The following is a 24,141-nucleotide window of genomic DNA, read 5'->3' on the forward strand; positions in this document are numbered from 1 at the left end:
AAAAATACAATACATACAACAAACTTATTAAATAAAAATCAAAAGTCATATGCTAACTGCAATCTATTTTGAATGAACTCTCGCTCATATAGTGGCGATGTCTGAAGGCCGAAATAATTTGAAATACTCAGTCCCTTCAGCACATTGCCAAAACTATAGCGTGCAAATACCAGGTATTCAGACTGGTTGATGCTTTTGGCATCTTGTGAGGATTTCACATCCAGAAAAGAATAACGAGATCCTAGCGTCCATTTGTCAGAATAAGACCATGTAAGTTGCGTCGAAAAGGCATTTCCGGCGCCGGTCATCGGGGTGCTGGTAAAATAGGGCTTTGCAAAATATGGGTCGGAAGAGGTTTTGTAGGCATAAGGCGTAACCAATGCGCCATTCTTGTAAGCGTCGGCTTCGGGAAATATTTTATCGTAGCCCACCTGCCAACTGAGCGTGTTCAGCGGGTAAACGACCAGCTGCATCCCGAGCGTGCGGTTCTTAATTTTTCCTAGCACACTGTCACCGGTATTTTTGCCATAAAATCCCTGTATCCCTAGGTCTGGCTTCCACAGCAGATCAGGGGCTACGTAATGCACTTCAGCCCAGACAATATTGGTAATATCAGCATATTTCTGACCCCATAGCTGCGAAGTGAGGTAGCGCTGACCAAGACCCCATTTGTTCGCGAGCCCCAGCGCGATCAGACCATCTGTTTTTCCGCTGAAGGTATTGTCCTGAGCCAGACGTGATGTGCGAGTGAAGGTCGAATCAGCATAACTTTTATAACTGAATACCCGTGTTACGCGGATAAAATCAGTGTCATTACCATACTTAACGTCAACTGCACGATACAGGTAAGGTAGTACCCGGGCATTGGAATAGTCGCCGAGGAAAGGCAAGTTAAGACGCTGGTTACCGGCGGTGATCGACAACAGTCCCTGGCGCCATTTGAGGTAAGCTTCATCAACGCCCCCACTGTCATGAGCCAGTTCAGCGACCGAGTCCGAGCCTGCCAGCAGGTTGGTTTGTCCTTCTACCCCCACGGCGGCCTGGAAACCATAAAAAGGCGCTGTGGTATACGTGATATATCCGCCAAGAGTGGTGGAGTCCTGATTGAGTCCGCGCGTGAAATAGGCGTTGTGGGTTGAGTAAGAAAACAGTCGGGCGCTGCCGTGAATACTGCCACAACCCATAGCCTGAATCAGGCTCTGGCTATCAGTTGTTGAGCACGTATTACTGTCAACAGGATCCGCAACCGCTCCCTGCATATAGAGAGAAAAAAATACAGCTGCTGATATCATTTTATAGTGCATTTATCACTCCTGATGGTGTTTTTTGATAATGAGTCATATCCCGAGAAAGTCATCCCGTTAATTAATTGCAAAAACATGCCGCCATAAGGATGGCTAAGCGCAGATGTTTTTCTGTTAATAACTATTGCGTGAGTGGAATACAGTGGCCCCGTAATGCCATAGTATAAATAGTACGGGGCGCTGTTGTTATTTAGACACAGAAGGCCTTATTGGTTAATCCAGTTCCTTACCTTTCAATTCAGGAATAAGAAATATCGTAGCAATAATATCGATAACATAAATCGATGCCAGGAGGGCAATCGCCAGATGAAAAGAATACATTGCGGCAATAGCACCGATCAGCACTGGGCCAAATCCGCCGACGCCTCGGCCAATATTAAATAATACGTTTTGGGCGGTCGCACGGGCAGCGGTAGGATATGCCTCAGAAATCAACGCCCCGTATCCACCAAGCATGCCGTTAACAAACATCCCCAGAAGAGCGCCGGCCCATAACATGGTTAAAGGATCGGCAAGCTGTGCATAAAACACAATAGATACCGCGGCGCCGGTCTGGAAAAGAATAAAAGCAGGTTTTCTTCCGATACGGTCGGCAAGCTGGCCAAAAACCCAAATCCCCGCCATCATTCCGAGAATCGTGACCGTGGTCCACATTGCCGATTTTGTCAGACCAAAACCTAGTTGTTTGGCGAGATAGGCAGGCATCCAGATCATGATCCCGTAATAGCCCAGGTTCTGGACTGAGGTCAGGATCGCAATCCCCGCGCTAATTTTGGTCGTTGCCTTGTCTTTTACCAGTAAACGGAACGACTCAAGCATGGAGGTTTTTTTTGCAGCGCTCTGGTTAACAAAAACATCAGGCTCATGCAGACGGTGGCGGATAAACCAGGCAATCAATGCCGGAATTACACCCACAATGAACATGCCGCGCCAACCGATAAACGGCAGGAGCATCGGCGTAAGCACGGCGGCAAGCAGGACGCCGGCCTGCCAGCCTAACGCAACATATGACGAAACGCGTGAGCGGTGACGTGCTGGCCATGCTTCGGCAGCCAGCGCCATCCCGATGCCGAACTCGCCACCAAGGCCGATCCCTGCAATGGTGCGGTAAATCAGTAGGTCCCAGTAACCGGTGGCGAAAGCACATAATCCGGTAAAGGTAGCAAATAGCACAATTGTCCAGGTCAGAACGCGGACACGGCCATAGCGATCGCTCAGGGCGCCAAAAATAATGCCTCCCGCAACAGCGCCAATCAGCGTCCATGTTACCAGGGAGCCTGATTGTGTAGGGGTCAGGTTAAGATCTGCTGAAATGGCATGCAGCATGAACCCCAGGATCAGCAGGTCAAAACCATCCATTGCATAACCGATCGCCGAGCCAAGCAGCGCTTTCCAGCTGTAACCGGTAATTTCCTCTGAGGAAGCTGTTCCGCATCCCTCCGACGAACGAACATTATTCATTGAATCCACTATTACGCTCCTTGGGACCATTTTGGTGCACACAAAATGAGGAATTGCTTCATCATGGTGCAGTCTTGTTTAATTATGATATAAATATCGTTTTTGATACGAATGTGTAGCAATTTTAATGCCAATAATGAGATGAAATAAGGGAGAGATGCTTGGCCTCAAAGAGATGTAAGAATTGAGTTCATAAATAACTATTTGAATTTATTTGTTATTTTATATTTTATGACTACCAATAAGAACCGATTTCAGATATTGATGCCGTCATTAAGGAAGTATAAAAATACGCTTGTATCTTTTTGATACTTGTGTCATATATAATACTCACAATCGTTCTATTCACCACGTAGATGGGTATTCAAAATGGGTGACACAAGCTGTTTCAATCGTCATGCCCGCCAGGTAGCGTCACATCGCTGTCAGGTGTCAGAGCATCGCTGGGTTAACAAACGCTATAAATATTTGCGCCTCACCGCAGCGGTGGATCTCCATAGCGCGACCCTGCCTGGGCAGTTTTATATGCTTAAATGCCCCAATGTGAAGTCGTTACATCCTTTTCTGCTCAGGCCCATGAGCGTTTACGGTACCGGGCCGGCGCCTGGAACCATCGAGTTTTTGTACAATGTCGCAGGGGCGGGGACACAAGGGCTGGCTGAGTTGCCTGAAGGTAGTGAGATGGAGATTGTCGGGCCACTCGGTAATACCTTCACTCTGAAGCCTGAATTCCGTCGGGTTATGGTGGTTGCACGAGGTGTGGGCCTTGCCACTATGGCTCCTTTGCTGCAGCAAGCTGCCCGTGCCGGTATCGTTCTCACCATTGTTATGTCGGCACGAACGCCGGAAGACCTGATGCGTAATGCGTTCCTGCGCGGCATCGATGCTGATGTTCATTGCCTTTATGACAGCGATGGCACCTCGGCAATGAGTGCGCTGGATAAGTTAGTGCATGATATTCTTGGCAGGCATCACCACGACATGGTTTATACCTGCGGCTCGCACCGTATACTTCGCTTGCTACAGTCCATCCTGGAGGGGTTCCCTGATACCGAAGGCGAGGTCGCGCTTGAACAACGTATGGCGTGTGGAATGGGCGTTTGTCTCTCTTGCGTGAGGCCGATCCAGCAGAACGGACAGATTGAATTTTTGCGAGTCTGCCGTGAAGGACCCGTCTTTCCTATTCGTTCTGTTGTCGGGGAGGTGGAGTTTGCCTGAACTTAATGTGAGTCTCGGCGCGCTGGCGCTCAAAAATCCGGTGATGCCTGCTTCCGGCTGTTTTGCAATTGAGTACAGTGAAGCGCTCGATTTTAACCAACTGGGCGCAATGGTGTTGAAGAGCGTCTCCCCAATATCACGCCCGGGTAACCCTGTACCTCGCGTCTGTGAGACTCGGGGGGGCATGATGAATGCCATCGGCATTCCCAGCCAGGGGCTTGAATACCACCGGTCGCAGGTCATCCCTGCCTATTCGGCCTTTTCAACGCCGCTGGTTGTGTCTATTTCCGCCGACACCTCCGAATCATTTGCCAGCGCAGTCGCCGAGATGGCGCTACCTTCGGTTGCGGCAATTGAAGTAAACATCTCCTGCCCGAATCTCGAAGCAGACGGAATGGCCTTTGCCATGTCTCCCGACACCACCTTTGACGTCATTAGCACTATCCGACGGAAAAGTGATTTTCCGCTTTGGGCCAAACTTACCCCGAACGCCGGTAACGTGGTTGACATCGCGCTGGCCGCAGAAGCTGCAGGTGCCGACGCGGTGGTGATGGGGAATACGATGTTGGCGATGGCAATTGATATCCACACTCGCAGACCCCGTCTTGGGAATGTGATGGGGGGATTATCGGGGCCGGCGATAAAGCCTGTCGCGTTGCGCATGGTTCATCAGTGTTATCGGGCTTTGAAGATCCCGGTCATTGGCTGCGGGGGGATCGCCTGCGCCGACGATGCGATTGAATTCATGTTGGCTGGCGCCACAGCAGTCCAGGTGGGAACGGCATCTTTTATCGATCCGGGGATACTGCAGAAAATCATTCATGGCATTGAGGATTATTGCACCGAACACGGCATCAGCCGCGTCCGCGACATCATCGGTCAGGTCGATATTGATGAGCAACTCGCCTCCCGCTGGTATGAATTTGCGCAGTGAGCCTCCAGGGCGTCAATGAAAGGTTAATGAGCTGAAATGTTTATTTCTGATTACCGACAGTTAGCAACGAATTTATTCTCAGATATTTACCAGCTGAGCTTCGATGGTGTGGGCGTCACTCGGCAAAGTTACGGACCAGGCGAGACGGCCGTAGCAGATTATCTTAGCCGGTTCGCCAGAGAAGAAGGGCTGAGCGTTCACATCGATCGTGCCGCTAATCTGATTTTTAGTCAGACGGGCGTCAATGAGGATACTCCTGCAGTCTGGATCGGTTCTCACATCGATTCTGTCCCCCAGGGGGGAAATTTCGATGGTCTTGCGGGCGTTATTGCTGGACTGCTGATTCTGGTTGCCAGCCAGCGAGAGAACCGCCGGCTGCCTGTGCCGGTTAAGGTGGCGGCCTTCCGAGGGGAAGAAAGTGCCTGGTATGGTCGGGCTTATATGGGATCCAGTGCGATATTTGGCCGCTTAACGGCGGACGATCTACAACGTCAGCAGCGAATCAGTGGTGAGACGCTTGGCGACAGCCTTGGAAAGCTGGGCGCTGATATCGAGGCTATCTGCGGCCAGCAACCGTTGGTTGAGACAAAAAATATTCTCGCCTGGTTGGAGTTACATATCGAACAGGGGCCGGTACTGGTTGAAAAATCGCTGCCACTTGCCGTGGTCAACGGGATTCGGGGGAATGTCCGCTTTAACGCTATTCACTGTTTTGGGGATGCCCAGCATTCAGGCGCCGTTCCTCGCTCTCTTCGCCACGATGCGGTCTGCGGCGTCTCCGACTTAATTATGCGTCTGGATGCACGCTGGCAGTCACGATTATCAGCGGGGGACGACCTTGTTGTCACATCCGGGATCTTTCAGACCGATGTGCAAGAACATGCGGTGACCCGAATTTCAGGGCATGTCAGTTTCAGCCTCGAGGCGCGAAGTCTTAATTCCGACACCCTGACTGCGTTTGCTGAGGAAATTATGGCTACGGCACATCAAGTGAGTCAGGCGCGAGGCGTGACATTCAGGTTTGACAGCCCGGTACTCACGGAGCCCGCTACGTTAGACCATTCCGTGTTTGCCGCCCTCAAACATAGCTGTGAGGCGCTGGCAGTCAATCACCTGGAGTTAGCCAGCGGCGCGGGTCATGACTCCGCCATTTTTGCTCGCCAGGGGATCCCGAGCGGCATGGTGTTTGTCCGGAATCAGAACGGGTCGCACAATCCGCATGAGGCAATGGAAATAGACGATTTTCTGCTGGGTGTCAGAGTCATTCAGCAGACGCTTGAGGAGTGGAAATGAACAAAACTCCAGCATCAGCAGAGAAAAACGGATTATTGACGTTGCGACGACCTGACGATTTTCATCTCCATCTGCGTGACGGTGAAATACTAAAGGCTGTTCTGCCCTTTACTACAAAGCAGTTTGCCCGTGCGGTGGTTATGCCTAACCTGAATCCGCCTGTCACAACAGTGGCGGCAATGGAAGCCTATCGCGAAAGCATCCTTGTTGCGGTGCCGCAGGGCCATGATTTTACGCCTTTGATGACGCTTTATCTCTGCGATGACACGCCACCGGAAGTCATCCGTGTCGGGCATCAGAAGGGCATTCTGAGCGCTGTGAAATGGTATCCCGCTGGGGCGACGACCCATGCAGAATACGGTGTCACGTCTGTTAGTAGAATACGCGGCTGTCTCGATATACTTCAGGCGTTGGGGATCCCACTTCTCATCCACGGCGAGAGCACCCGCCCTGACGTGGACATTTTTGACCGGGAACGCGTTTTTATTGAAGATACGGTGATGGAACTACGGCGTAATTATCCACAGTTAAAAATAGTGCTTGAGCATATTACCACCCAGGATGCTGTTCGCTATGTACAAGAGCAGGAGGATGGCCTGATTGCGGCAACTATCACGCCTCAGCACCTGCTTTTCAACCGCAATGCGCTGTTTAACGGGGGGATTCGGCCCCACTATTACTGTCTGCCGGTCTTGAAAAGAGAATATCACCGTCAGTCATTGTTGAAGGCCGCCACCTCTGGTGATCGTCGTTTTTTTGCCGGAACGGATTCCGCCCCTCATCCTCGTACGGCCAAACTAGCCGCTTGTGGTTGTGCCGGTATTTTCAATGCTCCATCAGCACTCGAATGTTATGCCACGGCGTTTGAAGCGGCGGGTGCACTGCCACATCTGCAAACCTTCGTCAGTGAATATGGAGCAAAGTTTTACGGACTGCCGTTAAACACGGGGACGGTCACCTTAGCACGACAACCGTTGATTCTGCCTGAGCCGCTGGTAGTGACTGAGCATGTTCAGATAGACCCATTTCCCCGCGAGATCGCCTTAAACTGGCGTCTGGTAGGCAACGGATAAACGCCACTCTGCGGGGAAATTGCTCCTGCAGGCAGTGGCGTTAGAGGACGGTTATTTTTGCTGATTCTGACCAGTCAGTGGATCCTTTTATTGAGCAGGGAGTTGTTATTCCTGAAAGGGGCTGTATTCTCTTTTTTGATACTACTGACATGAATTAAAACAAAATGGCTGATAACTGGAATTCATCGATTGATTATGTCGCGATAGGCGAGCGTCTCAAAGCGTACCGGATTGGCGCATCGCTCCAGGCTGAAGACGTTGCGGAACAGTTGGGTGTTTCCCGGGCGGTGATCTACCGTATTGAACGGGGGGATATTGTCAAAATTGAGACGCTGGATCGACTGGCTCAGGTTCTGGAAACGTCTTTGGCGTCACTGTTGGGGGTGGAATCGGAGTACTACCCCACGGCGCTGGGGTTGTTTGAGAGAATGCGCCAGTTGGAAAGTGTGAGCGACAGAATTTTAGCCCACTTCGAACCTGTTTCCTTGCTGCTGACGTCGGACAGTTACCTCGACGTCCTCAGGAAAATGTTAAAAGAGAGCAAAACCAGTGACAGTCATGGTGAGGCTGACGAAAAGAATATCGATGCGATCATTACTATTCTGATTGAACGGCGTACCTACTTTGAGCAACGTAAACCCCATATCATCAGCCTGGTTGGGTTACGTGAACTGGAGCGTTTTATTCACACAGGCATGGTAGGACGGCTTGATTTACCTGAAGATATCTATTCACAGCGGGTAAAAGCGGCACGCCATGAAGTGATTAAGCTGGCCGATCTGATGGAAAGTGAGCCACTGGATATCCAGATTGGCATCATTGATGAGGCCATGCCGTCTTCATCGTTTCAGGTATTGTCAGGCCCCTCGCACAGCGTGCTGGTAACAAGCCCTTTCAGATTGGGGGAAATGCCAAATGTTTACAATGGTATAGGTACCGTAACCTATGCGCCTGAAGCGGTAAAAAAACATGAAGATCTGATGATCAGATTGTGGAGAAAAGCCCATAAGGGACGAGAGGGGGCCGATCTATTGAGAAAACTGTTAAAGGATATCTGCTGAGACATGTGCTCTGAATTTCTTTCAGAAAACGTTGTAAACAGGTATGTAGAGATGATTGAAATTGAGGTACTGGAGGCACTATGACGTTTGATGAGATTAAAGAGCGATTTGCTGGAGCAGGCACGGGAACTGATGCTTTCCGCGGGCTGTACAACGAGACCTTCGAGTTAATGAACGAAGATAAGGAAAATGCCGCGGTCTATTTCTTAATCGGCGTAGCAGCACGGTCATACGTTCTCAGATATGACGATCAGGCCGTCGACCCTGATTTTGCAGAACAATCTAAACAAACAATGAGTGCTTTCGTCGACAAAATTGCCTTTGCACTTCACCAACCAGCGGAAGAGAAAATGAACATCGCCAGTGAAGTCGCGTCTGAGTATCACTGGAAAGTCACCAGTTTCTGAATTCATTGATAATATATGGTGGAATAAGCCGATCTTACTGATAGCGGAAGATCGGCTTATTGCCATACATTAATCCTGCGCGAAAAACGTGTTCTTCAGGGCCACTTCTATTCCACATCTCTGCCAGACCACGTAGACGAGCAATCACTGAATATCCTGGGCTGGTCCTTTTCTTAAGTTTGTCGGGCATTTTGGGGCATTGGTCAGAACGTATCGGAATAGCACGCTGATTGATTCCCCCTTACGGTGGCATTTTTAATCTTAGGCGAGGGCGGACTTTATCACGCCAAACTATATTGTTATCGGCATTCAGATACATGAATTGAATGCGTTCAGCGCAATTTCCATTATTTTTGTCAGCACGTAAAGTGAGATACATTGACCAGCCCCAGTACCCGATAAATATTCGATTATAGACCTCCTTATTTTCAAATCCTGACTTAATAGCGGTAGGTAAAATAGAGTTCCAGAGTATTGAAGTCGCGCTTGCCATTAAAAATTTGTTCCGCACCTCTTTTGGGCTTTACCCAGTTATATGACAAAGAGGTATAAAAAGCAGGAGTAGGCGTCCAGTCTAGATAAAGCGCATATTCGTCGGCAAAACGGCGATCGCTAACGGGGGTACCATAATAATTAGGCTTATCTAACCAGAATTGATAGTAGATACCGCCCAATGTCAGCGTATCGGTTAGCTGGGTTTTTAACGAAAATTGTTGTACACGTTGATTACTGTTGAATAGCAGGTAGTTACCTACTACGTCACCAATCAACCAGGTGCCCCAACCAATATATCCTTTGCTCAATGAGTCCCAGCTTCGCTTCTGGTTATCATTCAAATTGTCGTCACCAGAGAATGTGGCGTAACGATAACCCAGTGTCGGTTTGAGTGGCAGGCTGTCTAGGGCATAATCAGCCTGCGTATACCAGGCGTAAGCGTTGTAAGTGTAACCAGCGCCGTCGCCGCGTTGAATTGCATATTCACCATTCAGAGTTAGTGCTGGAAGCGCAGGGAACTTGCCGTTCAGCGCTCGCAAGTTATACACTTCCATTCCGTCACGTGTGGTGGTGCTGTTGTAAGGGGCGTTTACCTTCATTACCATAGCCCCCAGGGTGACCCAGTTATTTGCACTGTAATCCAGATTGATACCGTTCAGTCGAAAATCGCCGAAATGATCATCCGTTTTCAGTGTGAACGCCTGCATCTTTAGAGTATCGTGATCAATACCTAATACAGCCGAATCCCTGAACGCCGTTCGTGGAGCCAGAAAATAGGCTCCGTCTTTGAACTCATCGAGATGGCCATCCATCACAATAAATCCGGTTCCGACCATGTAATTTTGCCGTCCGGCGGTGAACGTCAACTCTCCAGCGCGAAAACCAGCGTAGAGCTCTTCTACAGCTACATTACCATCGGAACTGCGACTGTAGCCGCCTGCATCGCCATCTCCCCAGGTAGCCGCTCCAATCACACTTCCCCCAGCCAGCAGGTCGATTTCCGAGGTGGCCTTAAAGTCTAGAGTTATTCCGGGTTTGAGGAATGCTTCCTGCCAGAACGCCTTACTACCGGTATTTTTACCACTGCGCTGATCGACTCTCCCACTACCGAAATTAATATTGTTCGAGCTGATAGAGCCAGCCCCTGCACCTAACGTGACTTCTCCATTCATATTTTCATACTCGAACTGATAACCGGCAAGGGCGGCAGAGCTGCTACATGAAAGGCTGAGCGCAAGCGTTGCATGCGAAAAACGTGGGGAAGCAAACATACAATACCTCCTGAGTCATTGCTGTGTGTCAAAAGAGTAAAAACCGTGTTTAAACCGGGTAGATCTGTTGCCCTGATTGCAGGGTAATGGTGCGCAGATCGGTGAACTCCTGGATGCCTGCTTCACCGCCAAACCGGCCCCAGCCACTGGCATTAAGCCCTCCCATTGGCATTTGAGGTTCATCATGTAGTGTTGCCCCGTTGATATGGCAGGAACCGCTTTTAAGCTGTCGAGCCACACGTAAAGCACGTGATACGTCCTGGCTATATACTGCTGCGGTAAGCCCGTATTCACTGTCGTTGGCAATTCGTACAGCTTCTTCATCACTACTTACGCGCTGCACAGTAACAACTGGGCCGAAAGATTCTTCTGCGTATAACTGCATCTCAGGCGTAACGTTTTCAACAATGCAGGGCTGCATACAGGCACCTTCAACTGAGCATCCCACCGGTAGCACAGCCCCTAGGTCTCGTGCGTTTTCCACCAGAGACTGTATCCGTTGTGCTGCTCCTGAGCTCTCTAGCATTCCCAGTATGGTATTTTGTCCACCGGCCTTCAGGGCCAGGGTTTTGAGAGTAAGTTTTTTTACCAGTTCATCTGCTACTGATTCGGCTACTATCACTCGCTCAGTAGACATACAAACCTGCCCCTGATTAATAAATGCACCGAAAGCGATAGCGGAAACAGCGGCATCCAAATCTGCATCATCCAGTACAACGAGTGGTGCTTTGCCACCTAATTCCAATAGCGATGGTTTGAGATACTCCGCAGCATGCCGTGCAACGATACGCCCGACTTTCGTTGAACCGGTGAAGTTGATGCGCTTTATTTGTGGGGTGGAGATCAGATGCTCAACAAGAGCTGGAGCATCCTGAGGTGTACTGGTGAGTATATTGACCACGCCGTCACCTAACCCGGACTCCTGCAATATCTGACCTATCAGCATGTGGGTTGCGGGGCAGATTTCAGAAGCTTTCAGTACCACTGTGTTGCCACAGGCAAGGGGGGTTGCCAGAGCCCGTACGGCCAGAATCACAGGTGAATTCCAGGGAGCTATACCCAATACAACTCCACATGGGGCACGCACGGTCATCATTAGGGCATCATCGAGGTCGGAGGCAATCACATCGCCACGTATCCTGGTGGTTAATGCAGCGGACTCTCGCAGGAGATTGGCTGCATAGGCCGCGTTGAAGCCCATCCAGTCAGGGGTAGCGCCGATTTCCTCCATCCCTAATTTGATAAATTCTGGGATACGAGCTTCCAGTGCATCTGCTGCCCTGAGCAGCCGGGCCCGTCTTGCGGTCGGTCCCATAACAGACCAGACATTGAATGCATCAGCTGCTGCAGATACTGCAGCATCCGCATCAGCCAGACTGGCTGCAGCTGCTCGTGTTACCACTTCTCCAGTCCAGGGGCTGCGTCGTTCAAAAGTTCTGCCATCAATGGCAGCGCGAAGTGTACCGCCGATAAGTAAATTAATGTGATTCATGGGAGGACCTCAACGAGTCAGGGAACGGAGTTTGTGAAGAACTTCTTCGGCGACACGCTCACCAGATTGCAGCGCGCCTTCCATATAACCGCTCCATTCGGTGGCGGTTTCAGTACCGGCCCAATGGATCAGGTTGATCGGCTCACGTACTGCCTGCCCATAAGAGGTCCAGGCACCTGGTGGCAGGTAGCCACCGTATGCTCCACGTGTATAAGGTTCCTGAGACCAGTCAAACTCCTTATACTGGCTGTAGGTCTTCGCTGCCGAGCCAAAGTATTGAGACATACATGCCACGACCTCATTGCGTCGCTCCTCGGCACTATGTTGTCCCCATTCACGTCCGGCATCGGCTTCCAAAAAGCCCACCAGAACGCCCACAGAGCCATCTGCAGGGGAATTATCGTAAGTCAGGCTAACCGGTAGCTCCTGTGATGATGCCAGACCAGATAATCCTTGCTCACGCCAGAAGGGCCGGTCATAGATCAGCATGGTTTTGATCACTGTTCCCATTGCCGCTCGTTGGGTGTACTGATCGCGCAATCCGGGAAGGGGAGGGGTGTAACTGAGTCGACCGGCCAATGTAGGTGGCAACGTGACGATTACCCGTCTGGCATGTATCCTCTGAGTCGGGGTAAACACGGTTACACCATTGCTGTGTTGCTTGATATGGTCGACAGGGGCATTAACTATCACTCGGTCCCTCAACTTATCGGCCATTTTCACTGGCAATTGCTGAGCACCCTGCACAAACCGAAGGTCCTGCGCACCGCCGCGCGTGTTGATTAAATTATCGATACCGCCTGCTGCGGCGATGTAAAACAGGAAATGTAATAATGACAGGTCATGTGCTTCCACCGAGAATACCGACAGCGCAATATAGGCAAGTGAATCGCGTGCTTTAGGACTATGCACTCGTGAGTGGATCCAACTTGCGTAAGTTTGACTATCCAGTTCTCGACTATTTGTTGTTGTCCACGGTTTTTGTGGTGAGACCTGATATCGCAGATCATCCAGCTCCTGTAGCGCGTTATCTATTTCCTGTTGAGTTTCATCATCCAACTTAGGGAAAAGTCCGGGGTTACGCTGGAGCTGGCCATCGATAAGAAACAAAGAGTCGCCATCAATATAGGTTGGGAACAGTTCTAGTCCGTGGTCCTTTACGGCATTGAGCACACGATGATGCATCGGGCCAACCCACTGACCGCCGAGATCGATAGTTGTGCCACATTCCAGTGTCTCACTCAGCAGGCGCCCACCAACGCGTTCACGGGCTTCCAGTATGCCGACGTTGATCCCAGCATCAGCTAATTGCTGCGCGGCATGCAGGCCAGAAAGACCTGCACCAATCACAACTACTTCATATTCCAGGTCGCGTAATGATATGTCTTGAGTCATTTTTAGTTTCCCTAATAAAATTACAGATTCGAAAAGGTCGGATACAGTTTGTGTTGCAGTCGCTGTGCCACGAGTTCAGTAAACAGGAGTGGTGTGCGATCTTCCCCCAGAGGGCCGATTACCTGTACTCCCGCGGGAAGCCCCCGGACAAAATGACCACTGGGCATCGCGGTCGCAGGCAGATTGGCTACCGTAGCCAGGCCGGGCCATTGCAGATTGTCGAGATAAGGTCGTTGGAAACCGTTGACGGTGAGTACACGGCGCAATTGTGCCGCCGGACCATGGCCACCACTATGATCATGGGGAAAGGCTACTGTTGGTGTCACCGGACAGATAAGGAGGTCGTATGTATGAAAAAATGTTTGCCACATCAAACCGAGATACTTGCGTGCATTGAGAATGGAGGGTGAAAGATGTGCAGGGTTGCTAACATAGCGTAGTAATTTCTCGGCGTAAGGGGCTGTGCTGGCCGCGCTAACCTGCTCAGTAAACATTTCAAGTGCTTCAGCACTCATTCTGCTGCCAATCACACCAAATAGTGTTTCCATATAGATATCATTTGAGTGGACTGGATTGATATCTGGTCGCGCTGTTTCATCAACCTGTACACCGATGTGTTTCAGATCGTCGGCGAAACGGAGTATTGCGGCACGATATTCATCGTCGATTGGGTAGGCATCCAGCCATAGACCGACACGGAAATCTTCAAGGCAGATATGCCGTGAAGCTGGCAGTGGATCTGAAGTACCGCCATGCAAGCCGAGTAGTACATCTAATGCCAGCGACAAGTCTCCGGGAGTTCGTGCCAGCGGACCAACTACGCTCAGCTCTGATCGTGCCGTCGAATGAGGCGCTGGCGGCATGTGTCCAATGGCAGGCAGTAGCCCATGTGTTGTTTTGTGGCCGTATACACCACAGAAATGTGCCGGACAGCGAATGGATCCGCCGATATCACTGCCAAGTTCAAGCGCAGTAAGCCCGGAAGCCAGTGCAGCAGCTGAGGCACCCGATGAACCTCCAGGAGTGCACGACGGATCCCATGGATTAAGGCTGACACCATAGATGTCGTTGTAGGACTGATGGTCACCACACGCATATGGCACATTAGTTTTACCGTAAATCACTGCCCCGGCACTACGCAGGTGTGCCACAGTAATGGCATCGATTTGTGGGCGATGGTTGCTCATCTGTGGCATTCCACAGGTGGCAACCATACCCGCAACTTCAAAAGAGTCCTTAATGGTCATTGGTAAACCGGCAAGTACTCCCGGAAATCCACCATTAACGCGAGCTTGATCTATGCGTCTGGCATCAGCCAGCGCCGTATTCCGATTCTGTTCTACCACTAAATTTAATGTCGGGTTAAAGCGTTCAACACGCGCCCAGTGTAATTTCAGTAACTCTTCAGCACTGATGTCACCATTTTCCATTGCGCGTAACATGTCTCGTGCCGATCCCAGTAGCAGGGTGTCATCAGAAATGTTGTCAGTCATATTGATTAATTTCCTTTTGTTTCTCAGATATCCAGTCGTGCCCGGCCTTTGGCAAGCAACCAGAAGCCATATACCAGACCGATCGTCAGCCAGATGAAGCCAATTTCGAGTGCGTCACGTTGCATGCCTGAGAAAACTGCAAGCACGACGACGATGCCTGATAGAGGTACCACCACATGGGGCAGGAGACGGCGTGCCGGGTTTCGAAGCCCCAGCCGTACCAGCACTGAAAGGTGCAGCATCAGGAACCCTGATAACGCACCAAAATTGACAAAGGATGCCAGCGTGTCGATGCGATCGCGCATGGCCAGTGCTACTACCAGCGACAGCACGGTAGAAACTGCCATGGCGGTGTTTGGTGTATGGCGAGTTCGGTGCAAACGGGACAAACATTCTGGCAGTTGACGGTCACGTCCCATTGCGAACAGGACTCGTGCCACGCCAACCTGCATTGGCAATGCGTTAGCAAAGCCAACAGCAATTGCCATTAGCCAGGCTAACACTACTGCTGACCATGGACCGACCTGCACTGCAAGTAGTTCAAAAATGGCAGTTGCAGGATCGTGAATCTCCACGTCTACCATCAGATTGCCTAGTACCCAGGTAATAATGAAAAATACGACAGCACATATCAAAAGAACGGACATGATGGCGCGACCAACCACACGACGATCATCACTTTTGATTTCTTCTGTTAGTGTGGAGATAGCATCAAAGCCAAGAAATGAGAGAATACAGATAGATGTAGCGGAGAAGATTTTACTGGGGTCAAATGTGGCGGCGCTGTAGATAGGAGCCAGTGTCAGACCACCACTGCCTTTTCCCTGAGACAACGAGTAGATTGCGAGCCCCAGTACTCCTACGACGATAAAAATCTGAGCAACAACCGAGAGCATGCTGACTCGTGTTGTTACTGAGACGCCAAACCAGTTGATAATAAAAGCTATACCAACCAGAATCACCAGCCAGTATGCTCGATCAATACTTGGGATCAGCGTCTGCATTCCGACAGACATTAATGTGAACACTAGTGCCGGGATTAACAGATAATCCAGCAGGATCAACCAGCCTGCGAGAAAACCTGGCAGAGCACCCAGACTGTGGCGTGCATAGCCATAAACCGAACCCGCTTGCGGCAGAATCTCGCCCATCATGGCATAGCTTTTGGCAGTGAAATACATGCAGCAGGCCCCCAGCAAGTAGGCTAGCGCGATCAGCCCCCCTGATGCATTCCAGACAAAACCTAGTGTGGAGAATGGGGCAATCAGTGCGATATAGGCCAATCCATAAGCGATAAGATCTCGCAGAGTAAGCGTTCGCCGTAGAGTGGTTGGTGAGGCAGAGCCCGCTTGTTGCAAATGACTAAAAGATGCACTCATAAAAACTCCTGTGTAACGTGTAAAGGCCACCAGAAAATTGGCGCAGCAGTATCCAGTCCGCAGATTAAAAACCGCAGAGAAATCAAAAATCATGGAACCGTCATCAGTGACGGTAACTATTTAGATCAAGAGCATAAACTCATCGCCTCACCCTTTTCTCACCGGGTATCTGGTTGGCTTCCTCTTGCCGCATTTCCTCCAGATCAGCTCGGACTTTGGCCGTCATTTTCTCTAATGCGACTTCAAATACATCGCGCTCATGGGGCGTCAGAACCGACAGCATTCCACCAATCCCCTCCAGCGCAATGTCACTCGCCTTTCTGGCTGTATCCTGTCCCTTAATGGTGAGAGTTAGGCCTATCTGCCGGGCATCTGCGGTGATGATATTTCGATCCACTAATCCAAGCTGGCTAAGTTGGGTTATGCCTTTGGATACCATAGTGCGTTCCAGGAACGACATATCGACCAACTCGCTTACTGTAAGTCCCGGTTGCTCGTGGATAAGTAGCAACAATCGGACATCACGTAGTGACAACCCCAGTGCCTGTTCATGACTTCGTGAGCCAAGTTGTTTGGCCATGCTGTTGAGTGCGTCAAGACGCAATGTCATGTAGGTACGCGGTGGCATTTTTTTATCATCCATTTAACATTTCCCGATAAACATTGCGGCTGATGCGCAATTGAGTGCTTTTATCACTTATTGAATTATTCAAGCAATTAGTATGCCAGTATCGCAATGCCGCATTAGAGCTGGTTATTGCCAGTACGAAAGAGAGGAAGGTGCAAGTCATTGCCCTAATTAAGTGCAAATTGCACTATTTGTGATATGCATGTATTTGTGCAAGTGGCATGGGGGCCCGCATACGAACCATTCAAATGGTTCTAATGGTTCAAATGGTTGAAAGGAGACATCAGTGTGAGCTTCCGGAACAACATCACCGTTTTCTTCTTTCGGACTTAGCTCATCAGAAATTGGGAATCACGACTGACTTGTGGCTAGGTAGACGTTCTGGGTAAGGGAAGGACATAATGCGTCATAAAATACTTTTGGGTCAGACATCCCGTTATTGACCTGAGCCCAGGATTAGACAAGACCTTCAGGTAGTAATGCCGGTTGGAGTAAATTGATAATTTCGGCTCCAATAAGATTTTTTATTGAAAATAAAACTCATTCTCATTAATTTGTATAATTAGTATTCTTTCGGCCACGTCTAATTCGGCAGTTTTAATGAATGATTTTACCCTTCCTGTCAAAGTATTAGTGGTCGATGATCACCGCAAAATTCGCGAGCCGCTTGCTGCATGGCTGCGGCGTCAGCGTCTCAATGTCATCACGGCTGATAATGCCACTTCAATGTGGTCAATGCTGCGTTCAAACACCTTCAACCTGATCGTTCTGGATGTCATGCTGCCTGACGGTGATGGCATGTTGCTTTGCCAACAGATTCAGCGCAAATACAAAACGCCAGTCATCCTTCTTACGGCGAAGGACGCGCTTGATGACCGCATCAGTGGGCTGGAGATGGGGGCTGATGATTACGTGACTTGCCCCCAGTATTAAACACCATCGCCAGTTAGTAATGTCGGTTTGTTTACCTTCAATTTTTCCATTTCGCCAGCCCGCTGCAAATTCCGCTGGCGTCCGATAATTCAGTGAGGAATGAGGCCGGCACTCGTTATAGCCCTGCCGCCAGTCGTTAATGATTTTCCTGGCGTGAACGATATCGCTGAACCAGTGCTCATTCAGACACTCATCCCGAAATCGACCATTAAAGCTTTCGATAAACCCGTTCTGTGTCGGCTTACCCGGCTGAATAAGCCGAAGCTCAACGCCATGCTCAAAAGCCCACTGGTCCAGTGCCCGGCAGGTAAATTCTGGTCCCTGATCTGTTCTGATCGTTGCCGGATAGCCACGAAATAACGCAATACTGTCCAGAATGCGTGTGACCTGAGCGCCTGATATACCGAAGGCGGCAGTGACTGTCAGACATTCCTTCGTGAAATCATCGATGCAGGTCAGGCACTTTATTCTGCGTCCTGTAGCCAGTGCGTCCATGACGAAATCCATCGACCACGTCAGGTTAGGAGCAGCCGGACGGAGCAGTGGCAGACGTTCTGTTGCCAGTCCTTTACGACGTCGTCTGCGCTTAACACCCAGGCCACTGAGGTGATAAAGGCGGTACACGCGCTTGTGATTAACATGCAGGCCTTCCCGACGCAGTAGTTGCCATATACGGCGGTAACCGAAACGCCTGCGCTCAAGCGCCAGCTCAGTGATGCGTCCGGATAAATGCACATCAGCCGCCGGACGCTGCGCCTCATAGCGGCAGGTCGACAGGGACAAACCAACCAGCCTGCAGGCTCGGCGTTGCGACAGACCCGTCGCTTCACACATCACTACAGCAGCTTCCCGCTTGTGGTCTGTCGTCAGAACTTTCGGCTCAACGCCACCTGTAACGCCTCCTTATCCAGCATGGCTTCGGCAAGCAACTTCTTGAGACGGGCGTTCTCTTCTTCAAGCGACTTAAGGCGTTTTACTTCCGGTACTTCCATGCCACCAAACTTCTTACGCCAGGTGTAAAAGGTCGCGTCAGAAATAGCATGCTTACGGCAAAGCTCACGGGCGGGAATGCCAGCCTCGGCCTCGCGGAGAATACTGATGATCTGTTCGTCGGAAAAACGCTTCTTCATGGGGATGTCCTCATGTGGCTTATGAAGACATTACTAGCATCGCAGTGTGTTAATCAACGGGGAGCAGGTCAATGGCCTGGCTTTGTCGACCGAAACGTTGCGTAAGTGGATGGTTGAAGAAGGTTTATGGCGTGAGCGACGCCGAAAAATTGCCCGCATTTATCAGCGTCAGCAACGGCGCCCATGCTATGGCGAACTTATCCAGATTGATGGTTCCCCGCATGACTGGTTTGAAGAACGAGGTCCCCGCTGTACATTAATTGTCTTTATTGATGACGCCACCAGTGCACTTATGGCGCTCCGCTTCGCTCCTGCAGAAACGACCCGCGCTTACATGGAAACGTTTCGTGATTATCTCGGCAAATATGGTCGCCCACTTGCCCTGTATTCAGACAGACACAGTATTTTCCGTGTGAATAACCCGGAACGTGAAGGCGAATTAACACAATTTACCCGTGCAATTAAAACCCTTGGGATTGAGCCAATTCACGCTAACACCCCTCAGGCTAAAGGCCGGGTTGAACCAGCTAATCAGACCTTACAGGACAGACTGGTTAAGGAATTACGCCTCCGCAATATCAGTGATATCGAATCAGCTAATCTGTGGTTGTCTGAGTTTGTGAAAGATTACAACACTCGCTTCGCTTCTGTTCCCCGTGAAAATGGTAATGCTCACAGGGAGATTCTTCATTCTCCGGAAGAACTTAATTACATACTCTGTTATCAGTCCCGCCGTGTGCTTTCCAAAAATCTGACCTTTCAATATAAAACAAGCGCATACCAGATCCGTTCAGAAGGGCAGGGATACCGTCTCAGGCATGCACTTTTCACGGTTTGTGAGAACTTTAACGGTGAAATAACGGTGCTTCATGAAAGTCGGCCGTTGGGCTACGAAAAATATGTTGATGGGCCTGAGCCAATACCGCTCGATGATGAAAAGAGCGTGCATGAGCGTGTGGATAACGCGAGGTTTGATTTGTGCTCAAAATATTACGTAAAACCTGCTGCTGATCATCCCTGGATGACACGACGAACGCAAAGCAAAGATGATGTGAAGCCACCAACGTTACCAAGAAAGAAAACGGGCCGGATACCACTCCAAAATAGTGTTTACAGCGTTAGTCAATTGCGATTAAGGGTTGCATTATAAATGTCGTCGTTTTCGCGTTTGCCTACACCGATAACGGTGACTGTGACAATGTCGTCCTCTACACGATAGACAAGGCGATATCCGGCACCACGTAGCTTGATTTTATACTGGTCCTTACGTCCATGTAGCTGTGATGCCGGAACTCTGGGGTTCTCCAGGCGCTCTTTGAGCTTCTTTTTGAACTGCACCTGTAGTGTATGACCCAGTTTCTTCCATTCTTTCAACGCTGATTCGTTGAAAGCCAGCTTATAGGTCATCAATATTGACCTCTATAACCTTTTCTCCGCTTCGCTCATCAGCCATCCTTCCCAGCTCTTCATCTTCCAGGAGTTCCATCAACTGGGCATACAGTGCCGGTGGCACACAGTAGAATGCAGGCTCATTACGATTAAGAATGGCTACCGGAGCGCCATCTCCAGCGTGGAAAGTACCCATAGGGTCACGTTTAAGCTCAGTAATGCTGGCTGCCGTAGTGGTAAGAACCTGAAATGCCATAATGTTACCTCCTCATTTTGAGTGTTAATTGTAGATCTTTTAAGTGTGCTTTTAAAGGTGCTTTTTGTTGGGATTTATCCGGTAACAAGGCTGGAAAGAGTGATATGACTTACTGAGAAAAGTTGCGGAATTAGGTGTGAGGGGAGGCAAATGCACTGGAATCAGGGTCTAAGCACTTTTGTGCGTTTATAAGCATTGAGGTAAAATTCATCTCCTGAGTTTCTGGCGGCTTTCCGGGTGGTTTTTTGCCTGTTTTACCGTTCTGCCGTCAGAAACGCGCTGAGCGTGTTTTGGGAGGGCGCGTAATGCGACGTTATGGTAAATACCCTGAGGGCATGTCCGCTATGAGCTGTGAGTTCTGCTGTAGTTGAGGAGTGGAAGTTAGCTGCAGCTATTACCCATGGAAATTATCTGGAAAAGGATGGCATCCATGTTCTAACTCCTGCAGCTTAAGGGTAATAACACTGGTTATATCGCGTATCAACATTAGACCTCTGCATAAGGTGAAATCTATTGTTTCGGGTCGTTTGACTGAAATAGCTCTGTAACAAAAGAGATATAAGCTTCTCGCCACAGTCGCATTTCATGGTCATAACCGTGATATACTCTAAAAGTAAATATTACGTTATTTTTCTTAAGTTTTTCGATAAGCGCTGCCACATCTTTATCGACGACTTTATCTTGATCACCGATGATAATATCGAATTTTTTAAACTGACGATTTAAAGATGTATTGTCAGCCAGTCTCTCATTAATCATTGGGTCGGCTACCGAATATAACCCGATGCTACTAAACATCCCCAGGTGGCTGAAATAACCTAGATTCCCAATGCCACTCTTTAATACCTGATATCCACCCTGTGAAATACCGGCCAGAGCATGGCTATTAGAGTCGGGATGGATGGCAAATCGAGAGTTAATTAAAGGGATAATATCCTGAAATAATTCACGATTTGCAGCGTCTGCATTGCGCGGATAAAATACTTTTCTGCGCTCTGCGGGTAAATAGTTTTCTGGAATAGTATCTGGAGTATCCGTTTCAGTACCTGGCAGCACAACAATCATCGGTTTGACTTTTCCGGTTGCCATCAGGTTATCCATAATTTCAGGCAAACGAAGTTGTGCAATAGCAGACATGATGGTATCGCCAAAACCATGATATAAATAAAGAACCGGCAGTGGCTGGTTTTGTCCTGTATAACCAGGAGGAGTCCATACATAGAGTTCTCTCTCTTTTTGCAACGCCTTTGATGTATAGCTAATCAGATGCAACTCACCATGCGGAACGGATTTTCTATCCAGAATACTTCCCGGGACCAGGATAAGACTACCGGATACTTGACGTTGAGGCTTATTATAAGCACGACCGGTATCTGGTATGATAAATCCATCGATAGCGAAGGAATACTCATAGAGCCCTGGCTGCATTTCTCCTGTAGTTAATGACCATAATCCAACGTTGTTTCTGGACATTTTTTGTGCCTTTAAGCTGAATGGCGTCGCGCCAGTCACAACACTAACACTGTGAGCATTTGGTGCGAATAATCGATAGGTAATGGTTTTATCAGAATTGACTGTACTAATGAATTGTTGCGCCGGTGAATTAGTAGGATAGAAGGCAGGGGAAAATGGCAGGGCAGCATTTACTGTACTATAAGCAGCGGCGGTAACGAAAAGGCCGATGGTTAAGAATATTAATTTTTTTATCATATAAAATCCTTCACAAGTAATGTGAATAAAAGACATGTAAATTACAACATTAGACTGCTAAAGCTTCCACTACGGGCTAGGCGACTCCCTGTTGTAATTACAGAATATTGCTGAAATATACCTTCTGATAAACAGACCTGCCAGACGGCAGGTCATAACTCATTCAATGAGAGCATGTCATGCCCTTAGCCTGGATGTAAAATGTCTGTGATTCCTGTTAACCCGCAAGCTGCGGATAGATCCCAGGTCCAATCGGCAGACCAAGCGCATACCAAGCCAACAGTAGTAAGGTCCAGACGGTGAAGAACATCAGCGGATAAGGTAAAATTAACCGGTAATAGGTCCCCAACTGGGCATCTTTAATGTAGCGTTGCAGGAAACTGAGGAAAAGTGGCAGGAATGGCGACATCGGGGCCAGAGGGATCACCGCAGAATCGGAAATACGGAAGATTAACTGCGCGAATGCCGGATGGTAACCCAAGAGCATAAACATAGGGATAAATATCGGTGCCAGAATTGACCAAATAGCAGACCCACTGGCAATAAACATGCATAAAAACGCCGAAAGAAAAATTAACCCAAGGAATGCCGGAACGCCGTTGACACCCGCAGATTCAAGCAACTCTGTCAGGCCAATAGCCATAAATTTCCCCATGTTGCTCCAGTTAAAGAAAGCAACAAACTGCGATAATGGAAAGACCATCACAATAAAACCGGCCATTCCCTTCATAGGGTCAACTAATAATTTTGGGACATCATTAGCATTCTGAATCTGTCTGGTGGCAACACCATAGGCAATAGAGACAGAGAAGAAGAACAGAATAATGATCGGAACAATTCCTTTGATAAAAGGTGAGGGCACAATTGATCCGGTTTGCGGGTCGCGCAGTGGTGCATGTTCAGGTACCACCAATAATGCCATCAGTCCAATGAAAACCAGTGCTGCCAGTCCTGCGGCTTTCAGCCCTTTGTTTTCCTCAGGCGTTATTACATTCAACCGTTCCTCGCTGCCACCTTCCCAGCGGGGTAAACGCGGTTCTACAAATTTATCGGTGAGGAGTGCACCACCTATGGTAAGCACAATCACCGATACCGCCATAAAGAACCAGTTATCGATGACATTAACGTGCACGTTGTCACTGATGGATTTCGCCGCTTCGGTACTGATACCAGAAAGCAGGACATCTGTGGTTACAATCAGTAAGTTGGCGGTAAACCCACAACCCACACCTGCAATAGCTGTCAGTAAACCGGCAACCGGATGACGGCCTACCGCGATAAAGATCAATGCACCTAGCGGAGGCATGACCACTAGTGCGGCATCGGAGGAAATGTGGCTGAAAAAGGCAATAAATAAAACCATGTAGCTGGCAAAACGGCGGTTTACACGTGACGCCATCTTCACCATCAATGATTGCAGCAAGCCCACTTTTTCTGCTAGTCCGGCCCCAATTACTAAAGCCAGAATCGAAGCTAATGGTGTGAAACTACTGAAATTCTTAATAACATTAGGGAAGATCCATTGGATGCCAGCAGTACTGAGCAGGTTGTTCACTTTGACAATATCACCAGTGGCCGGATTTTTTACTGTTAACCCAATAGTGCTGATAATAGCCGTGGAAATCATTAAAACCACGATCAGATAAATAAACAGTACAAAAGGATTGGGGATTTTATTTCCGACACGCTCAATCCAGTTAAATATTTTCACCGAACTCTTGTTTGATGTTGTTACCGTATCGCTCATGATACTGGCCTCATTTAGTAGTTATGTTTGCATCATCTTTTATTATGGTGAGCTGCCTGGTTTCAGCTCACT

The 24,141-nt window shown here is 49.2% G+C and carries 19 protein-coding genes and 2 pseudogenes; 8 read left to right on the plus strand and 13 right to left on the minus strand.

The window, feature by feature from the left end; all coding sequences use genetic code 11:
* Nucleotides 1–38: 38 nt before the first annotated feature.
* Both ACMYSO_RS25680 and ACMYSO_RS25685 read right to left on the minus strand, forming a co-directional pair.
* Entirely contained in the window at nt 39–1,304 is a 1,266-nt protein-coding gene (locus ACMYSO_RS25680; RefSeq protein ID WP_434670978.1) for a hypothetical protein, read from the minus strand.
* A 213-nt stretch (nt 1,305–1,517) separates the two neighbouring features.
* Nucleotides 1,518–2,765: an MFS transporter gene (locus ACMYSO_RS25685; RefSeq protein WP_434671044.1), complete on the minus strand. Its 1,248-nt coding sequence runs from the start codon at nt 2,763–2,765 to the stop codon at nt 1,518–1,520.
* Between the two features lie 369 nt (nt 2,766–3,134).
* Between ACMYSO_RS25685 and ACMYSO_RS25690 the strand changes: the two genes are divergently transcribed.
* The 6 genes from ACMYSO_RS25690 (at nt 3,135) to ACMYSO_RS25715 (ending at nt 8,751) form a co-directional block, all read left to right on the plus strand.
* On the plus strand, nt 3,135–3,983 hold the full coding sequence (locus ACMYSO_RS25690) for a dihydroorotate dehydrogenase electron transfer subunit (protein ID WP_434670979.1): 849 nt from the start codon (nt 3,135–3,137) through the stop codon (nt 3,981–3,983).
* Entirely contained in the window at nt 3,976–4,917 is a 942-nt protein-coding gene (locus tag ACMYSO_RS25695) for a dihydroorotate dehydrogenase (protein WP_434670980.1), read from the plus strand. The genes ACMYSO_RS25690 and ACMYSO_RS25695 overlap by 8 nt, the downstream gene beginning before the upstream one ends.
* A 36-nt stretch (nt 4,918–4,953) precedes the next feature.
* On the plus strand, nt 4,954–6,210 hold the full coding sequence (locus ACMYSO_RS25700) for a Zn-dependent hydrolase (protein WP_434670981.1): 1,257 nt from the start codon (nt 4,954–4,956) through the stop codon (nt 6,208–6,210).
* Nucleotides 6,207–7,283 (plus strand): dihydroorotase, encoded by a 1,077-nt coding sequence (gene pyrC, locus ACMYSO_RS25705; RefSeq protein WP_434670982.1) that lies wholly within the window; start codon nt 6,207–6,209, stop codon nt 7,281–7,283. The genes ACMYSO_RS25700 and pyrC overlap by 4 nt, the downstream gene beginning before the upstream one ends.
* Before the next feature lie 164 nt (nt 7,284–7,447).
* Nucleotides 7,448–8,344: a helix-turn-helix domain-containing protein gene (locus tag ACMYSO_RS25710; protein ID WP_434670983.1), complete on the plus strand. Its 897-nt coding sequence runs from the start codon at nt 7,448–7,450 to the stop codon at nt 8,342–8,344.
* A gap of 80 nt (nt 8,345–8,424) precedes the next feature.
* The gene (locus ACMYSO_RS25715; RefSeq protein ID WP_434670984.1) at nt 8,425–8,751 is read left to right on the plus strand and encodes a hypothetical protein; all 327 of its coding nucleotides are present in this window, start codon (nt 8,425–8,427) and stop codon (nt 8,749–8,751) included.
* Nucleotides 8,752–9,191: 440 nt separating this feature from the next.
* Here ACMYSO_RS25715 and ACMYSO_RS25720 read toward each other — a convergent pair whose 3' ends face one another.
* The 6 genes from ACMYSO_RS25720 to ACMYSO_RS25745 all read right to left on the minus strand — a co-directional run bounded on the left by ACMYSO_RS25720 (nt 9,192) and on the right by ACMYSO_RS25745 (nt 16,919).
* On the minus strand, nt 9,192–10,517 hold the full coding sequence (locus tag ACMYSO_RS25720; RefSeq protein ID WP_434670985.1) for an alginate export family protein: 1,326 nt from the start codon (nt 10,515–10,517) through the stop codon (nt 9,192–9,194).
* A 49-nt stretch (nt 10,518–10,566) separates the two neighbouring features.
* On the minus strand, nt 10,567–12,009 hold the full coding sequence (locus ACMYSO_RS25725; RefSeq protein ID WP_434670986.1) for an aldehyde dehydrogenase: 1,443 nt from the start codon (nt 12,007–12,009) through the stop codon (nt 10,567–10,569).
* Nucleotides 12,010–12,018: 9 nt separating this feature from the next.
* Nucleotides 12,019–13,404, minus strand: coding sequence for a flavin monoamine oxidase family protein (locus ACMYSO_RS25730; protein WP_434670987.1), 1,386 nt, complete (start codon nt 13,402–13,404; stop codon nt 12,019–12,021).
* A 20-nt stretch (nt 13,405–13,424) separates the two neighbouring features.
* On the minus strand, nt 13,425–14,897 hold the full coding sequence (locus tag ACMYSO_RS25735) for an amidase family protein (RefSeq protein ID WP_434670988.1): 1,473 nt from the start codon (nt 14,895–14,897) through the stop codon (nt 13,425–13,427).
* A 23-nt stretch (nt 14,898–14,920) separates the two neighbouring features.
* The gene (locus ACMYSO_RS25740) at nt 14,921–16,276 is read right to left on the minus strand and encodes an APC family permease (RefSeq protein ID WP_434670989.1); all 1,356 of its coding nucleotides are present in this window, start codon (nt 16,274–16,276) and stop codon (nt 14,921–14,923) included.
* A gap of 139 nt (nt 16,277–16,415) precedes the next feature.
* On the minus strand, nt 16,416–16,919 hold the full coding sequence (locus ACMYSO_RS25745) for a MarR family winged helix-turn-helix transcriptional regulator (protein ID WP_434670990.1): 504 nt from the start codon (nt 16,917–16,919) through the stop codon (nt 16,416–16,418).
* A 585-nt stretch (nt 16,920–17,504) separates the two neighbouring features.
* Here ACMYSO_RS25745 and ACMYSO_RS25750 point away from each other — a divergent pair.
* Nucleotides 17,505–17,837 (plus strand): response regulator, encoded by a 333-nt coding sequence (locus ACMYSO_RS25750; RefSeq protein ID WP_434670991.1) that lies wholly within the window; start codon nt 17,505–17,507, stop codon nt 17,835–17,837.
* A gap of 12 nt (nt 17,838–17,849) precedes the next feature.
* Here ACMYSO_RS25750 and ACMYSO_RS25755 read toward each other — a convergent pair.
* A pseudogene (locus ACMYSO_RS25755) lies at nt 17,850–18,967 on the minus strand (IS3 family transposase); the annotation flags it as partial.
* Between the two features lie 64 nt (nt 18,968–19,031).
* On the opposite strand from ACMYSO_RS25755, the pseudogene ACMYSO_RS25760 reads away from it, so the two are divergent.
* Nucleotides 19,032–20,117 (plus strand): annotated as a pseudogene (locus tag ACMYSO_RS25760) (ISNCY family transposase); the annotation flags it as partial.
* Here ACMYSO_RS25760 and ACMYSO_RS25765 read toward each other — a convergent pair.
* From ACMYSO_RS25765 to abgT, 4 genes are all read right to left on the minus strand, one after another.
* A complete protein-coding gene (locus tag ACMYSO_RS25765) occupies nt 20,090–20,374 on the minus strand; it encodes a type II toxin-antitoxin system RelE family toxin (protein WP_004187019.1) in 285 nt (94 codons plus the stop codon). The pseudogene ACMYSO_RS25760 and the gene ACMYSO_RS25765 overlap by 28 nt on opposite strands.
* A complete protein-coding gene (locus tag ACMYSO_RS25770; RefSeq protein WP_004187025.1) occupies nt 20,364–20,612 on the minus strand; it encodes a type II toxin-antitoxin system Phd/YefM family antitoxin in 249 nt (82 codons plus the stop codon). The genes ACMYSO_RS25765 and ACMYSO_RS25770 overlap by 11 nt, the downstream gene beginning before the upstream one ends.
* Before the next feature lie 510 nt (nt 20,613–21,122).
* Complete coding sequence (locus tag ACMYSO_RS25775) at nt 21,123–22,322, minus strand: alpha/beta hydrolase-fold protein (RefSeq protein ID WP_434670992.1); 1,200 nt, start codon at nt 22,320–22,322, stop codon at nt 21,123–21,125.
* Nucleotides 22,323–22,539: 217 nt separating this feature from the next.
* Entirely contained in the window at nt 22,540–24,069 is a 1,530-nt protein-coding gene (abgT, locus tag ACMYSO_RS25780) for a p-aminobenzoyl-glutamate transporter (RefSeq protein ID WP_434670993.1), read from the minus strand.
* Nucleotides 24,070–24,141 lie beyond the last annotated feature (72 nt).

This window comes from Klebsiella sp. B345, from assembly GCF_051131735.1.
Classification (GTDB): domain Bacteria; phylum Pseudomonadota; class Gammaproteobacteria; order Enterobacterales; family Enterobacteriaceae; genus Klebsiella.

Coding starts and splice junctions, on each gene's coding strand:
- ACMYSO_RS25680 (WP_434670978.1), bottom strand. CDS start 1,304: ATGCACTATAAAATGATATCAGCAGCTGTATTTTTTTCTCTCTATATG.
- ACMYSO_RS25685 (WP_434671044.1), bottom strand. CDS start 2,765: ATGAATAATGTTCGTTCGTCGGAGGGATGCGGAACAGCTTCCTCAGAG.
- ACMYSO_RS25690 (WP_434670979.1), top strand. CDS start 3,135: ATGGGTGACACAAGCTGTTTCAATCGTCATGCCCGCCAGGTAGCGTCA.
- ACMYSO_RS25700 (WP_434670981.1), top strand. CDS start 4,954: ATGTTTATTTCTGATTACCGACAGTTAGCAACGAATTTATTCTCAGAT.
- pyrC (WP_434670982.1), top strand. CDS start 6,207: ATGAACAAAACTCCAGCATCAGCAGAGAAAAACGGATTATTGACGTTG.
- ACMYSO_RS25710 (WP_434670983.1), top strand. CDS start 7,448: ATGGCTGATAACTGGAATTCATCGATTGATTATGTCGCGATAGGCGAG.
- ACMYSO_RS25715 (WP_434670984.1), top strand. CDS start 8,425: ATGACGTTTGATGAGATTAAAGAGCGATTTGCTGGAGCAGGCACGGGA.
- ACMYSO_RS25720 (WP_434670985.1), bottom strand. CDS start 10,517: ATGTTTGCTTCCCCACGTTTTTCGCATGCAACGCTTGCGCTCAGCCTT.
- ACMYSO_RS25725 (WP_434670986.1), bottom strand. CDS start 12,009: ATGAATCACATTAATTTACTTATCGGCGGTACACTTCGCGCTGCCATT.
- ACMYSO_RS25730 (WP_434670987.1), bottom strand. CDS start 13,404: ATGACTCAAGACATATCATTACGCGACCTGGAATATGAAGTAGTTGTG.
- ACMYSO_RS25735 (WP_434670988.1), bottom strand. CDS start 14,897: ATGACTGACAACATTTCTGATGACACCCTGCTACTGGGATCGGCACGA.
- ACMYSO_RS25740 (WP_434670989.1), bottom strand. CDS start 16,276: ATGAGTGCATCTTTTAGTCATTTGCAACAAGCGGGCTCTGCCTCACCA.
- ACMYSO_RS25745 (WP_434670990.1), bottom strand. CDS start 16,919: ATGGATGATAAAAAAATGCCACCGCGTACCTACATGACATTGCGTCTT.
- ACMYSO_RS25750 (WP_434670991.1), top strand. CDS start 17,505: ATGAATGATTTTACCCTTCCTGTCAAAGTATTAGTGGTCGATGATCAC.
- ACMYSO_RS25765 (WP_004187019.1), bottom strand. CDS start 20,374: ATGACCTATAAGCTGGCTTTCAACGAATCAGCGTTGAAAGAATGGAAG.
- ACMYSO_RS25770 (WP_004187025.1), bottom strand. CDS start 20,612: ATGGCATTTCAGGTTCTTACCACTACGGCAGCCAGCATTACTGAGCTT.
- ACMYSO_RS25775 (WP_434670992.1), bottom strand. CDS start 22,322: ATGATAAAAAAATTAATATTCTTAACCATCGGCCTTTTCGTTACCGCC.
- abgT (WP_434670993.1), bottom strand. CDS start 24,069: ATGAGCGATACGGTAACAACATCAAACAAGAGTTCGGTGAAAATATTT.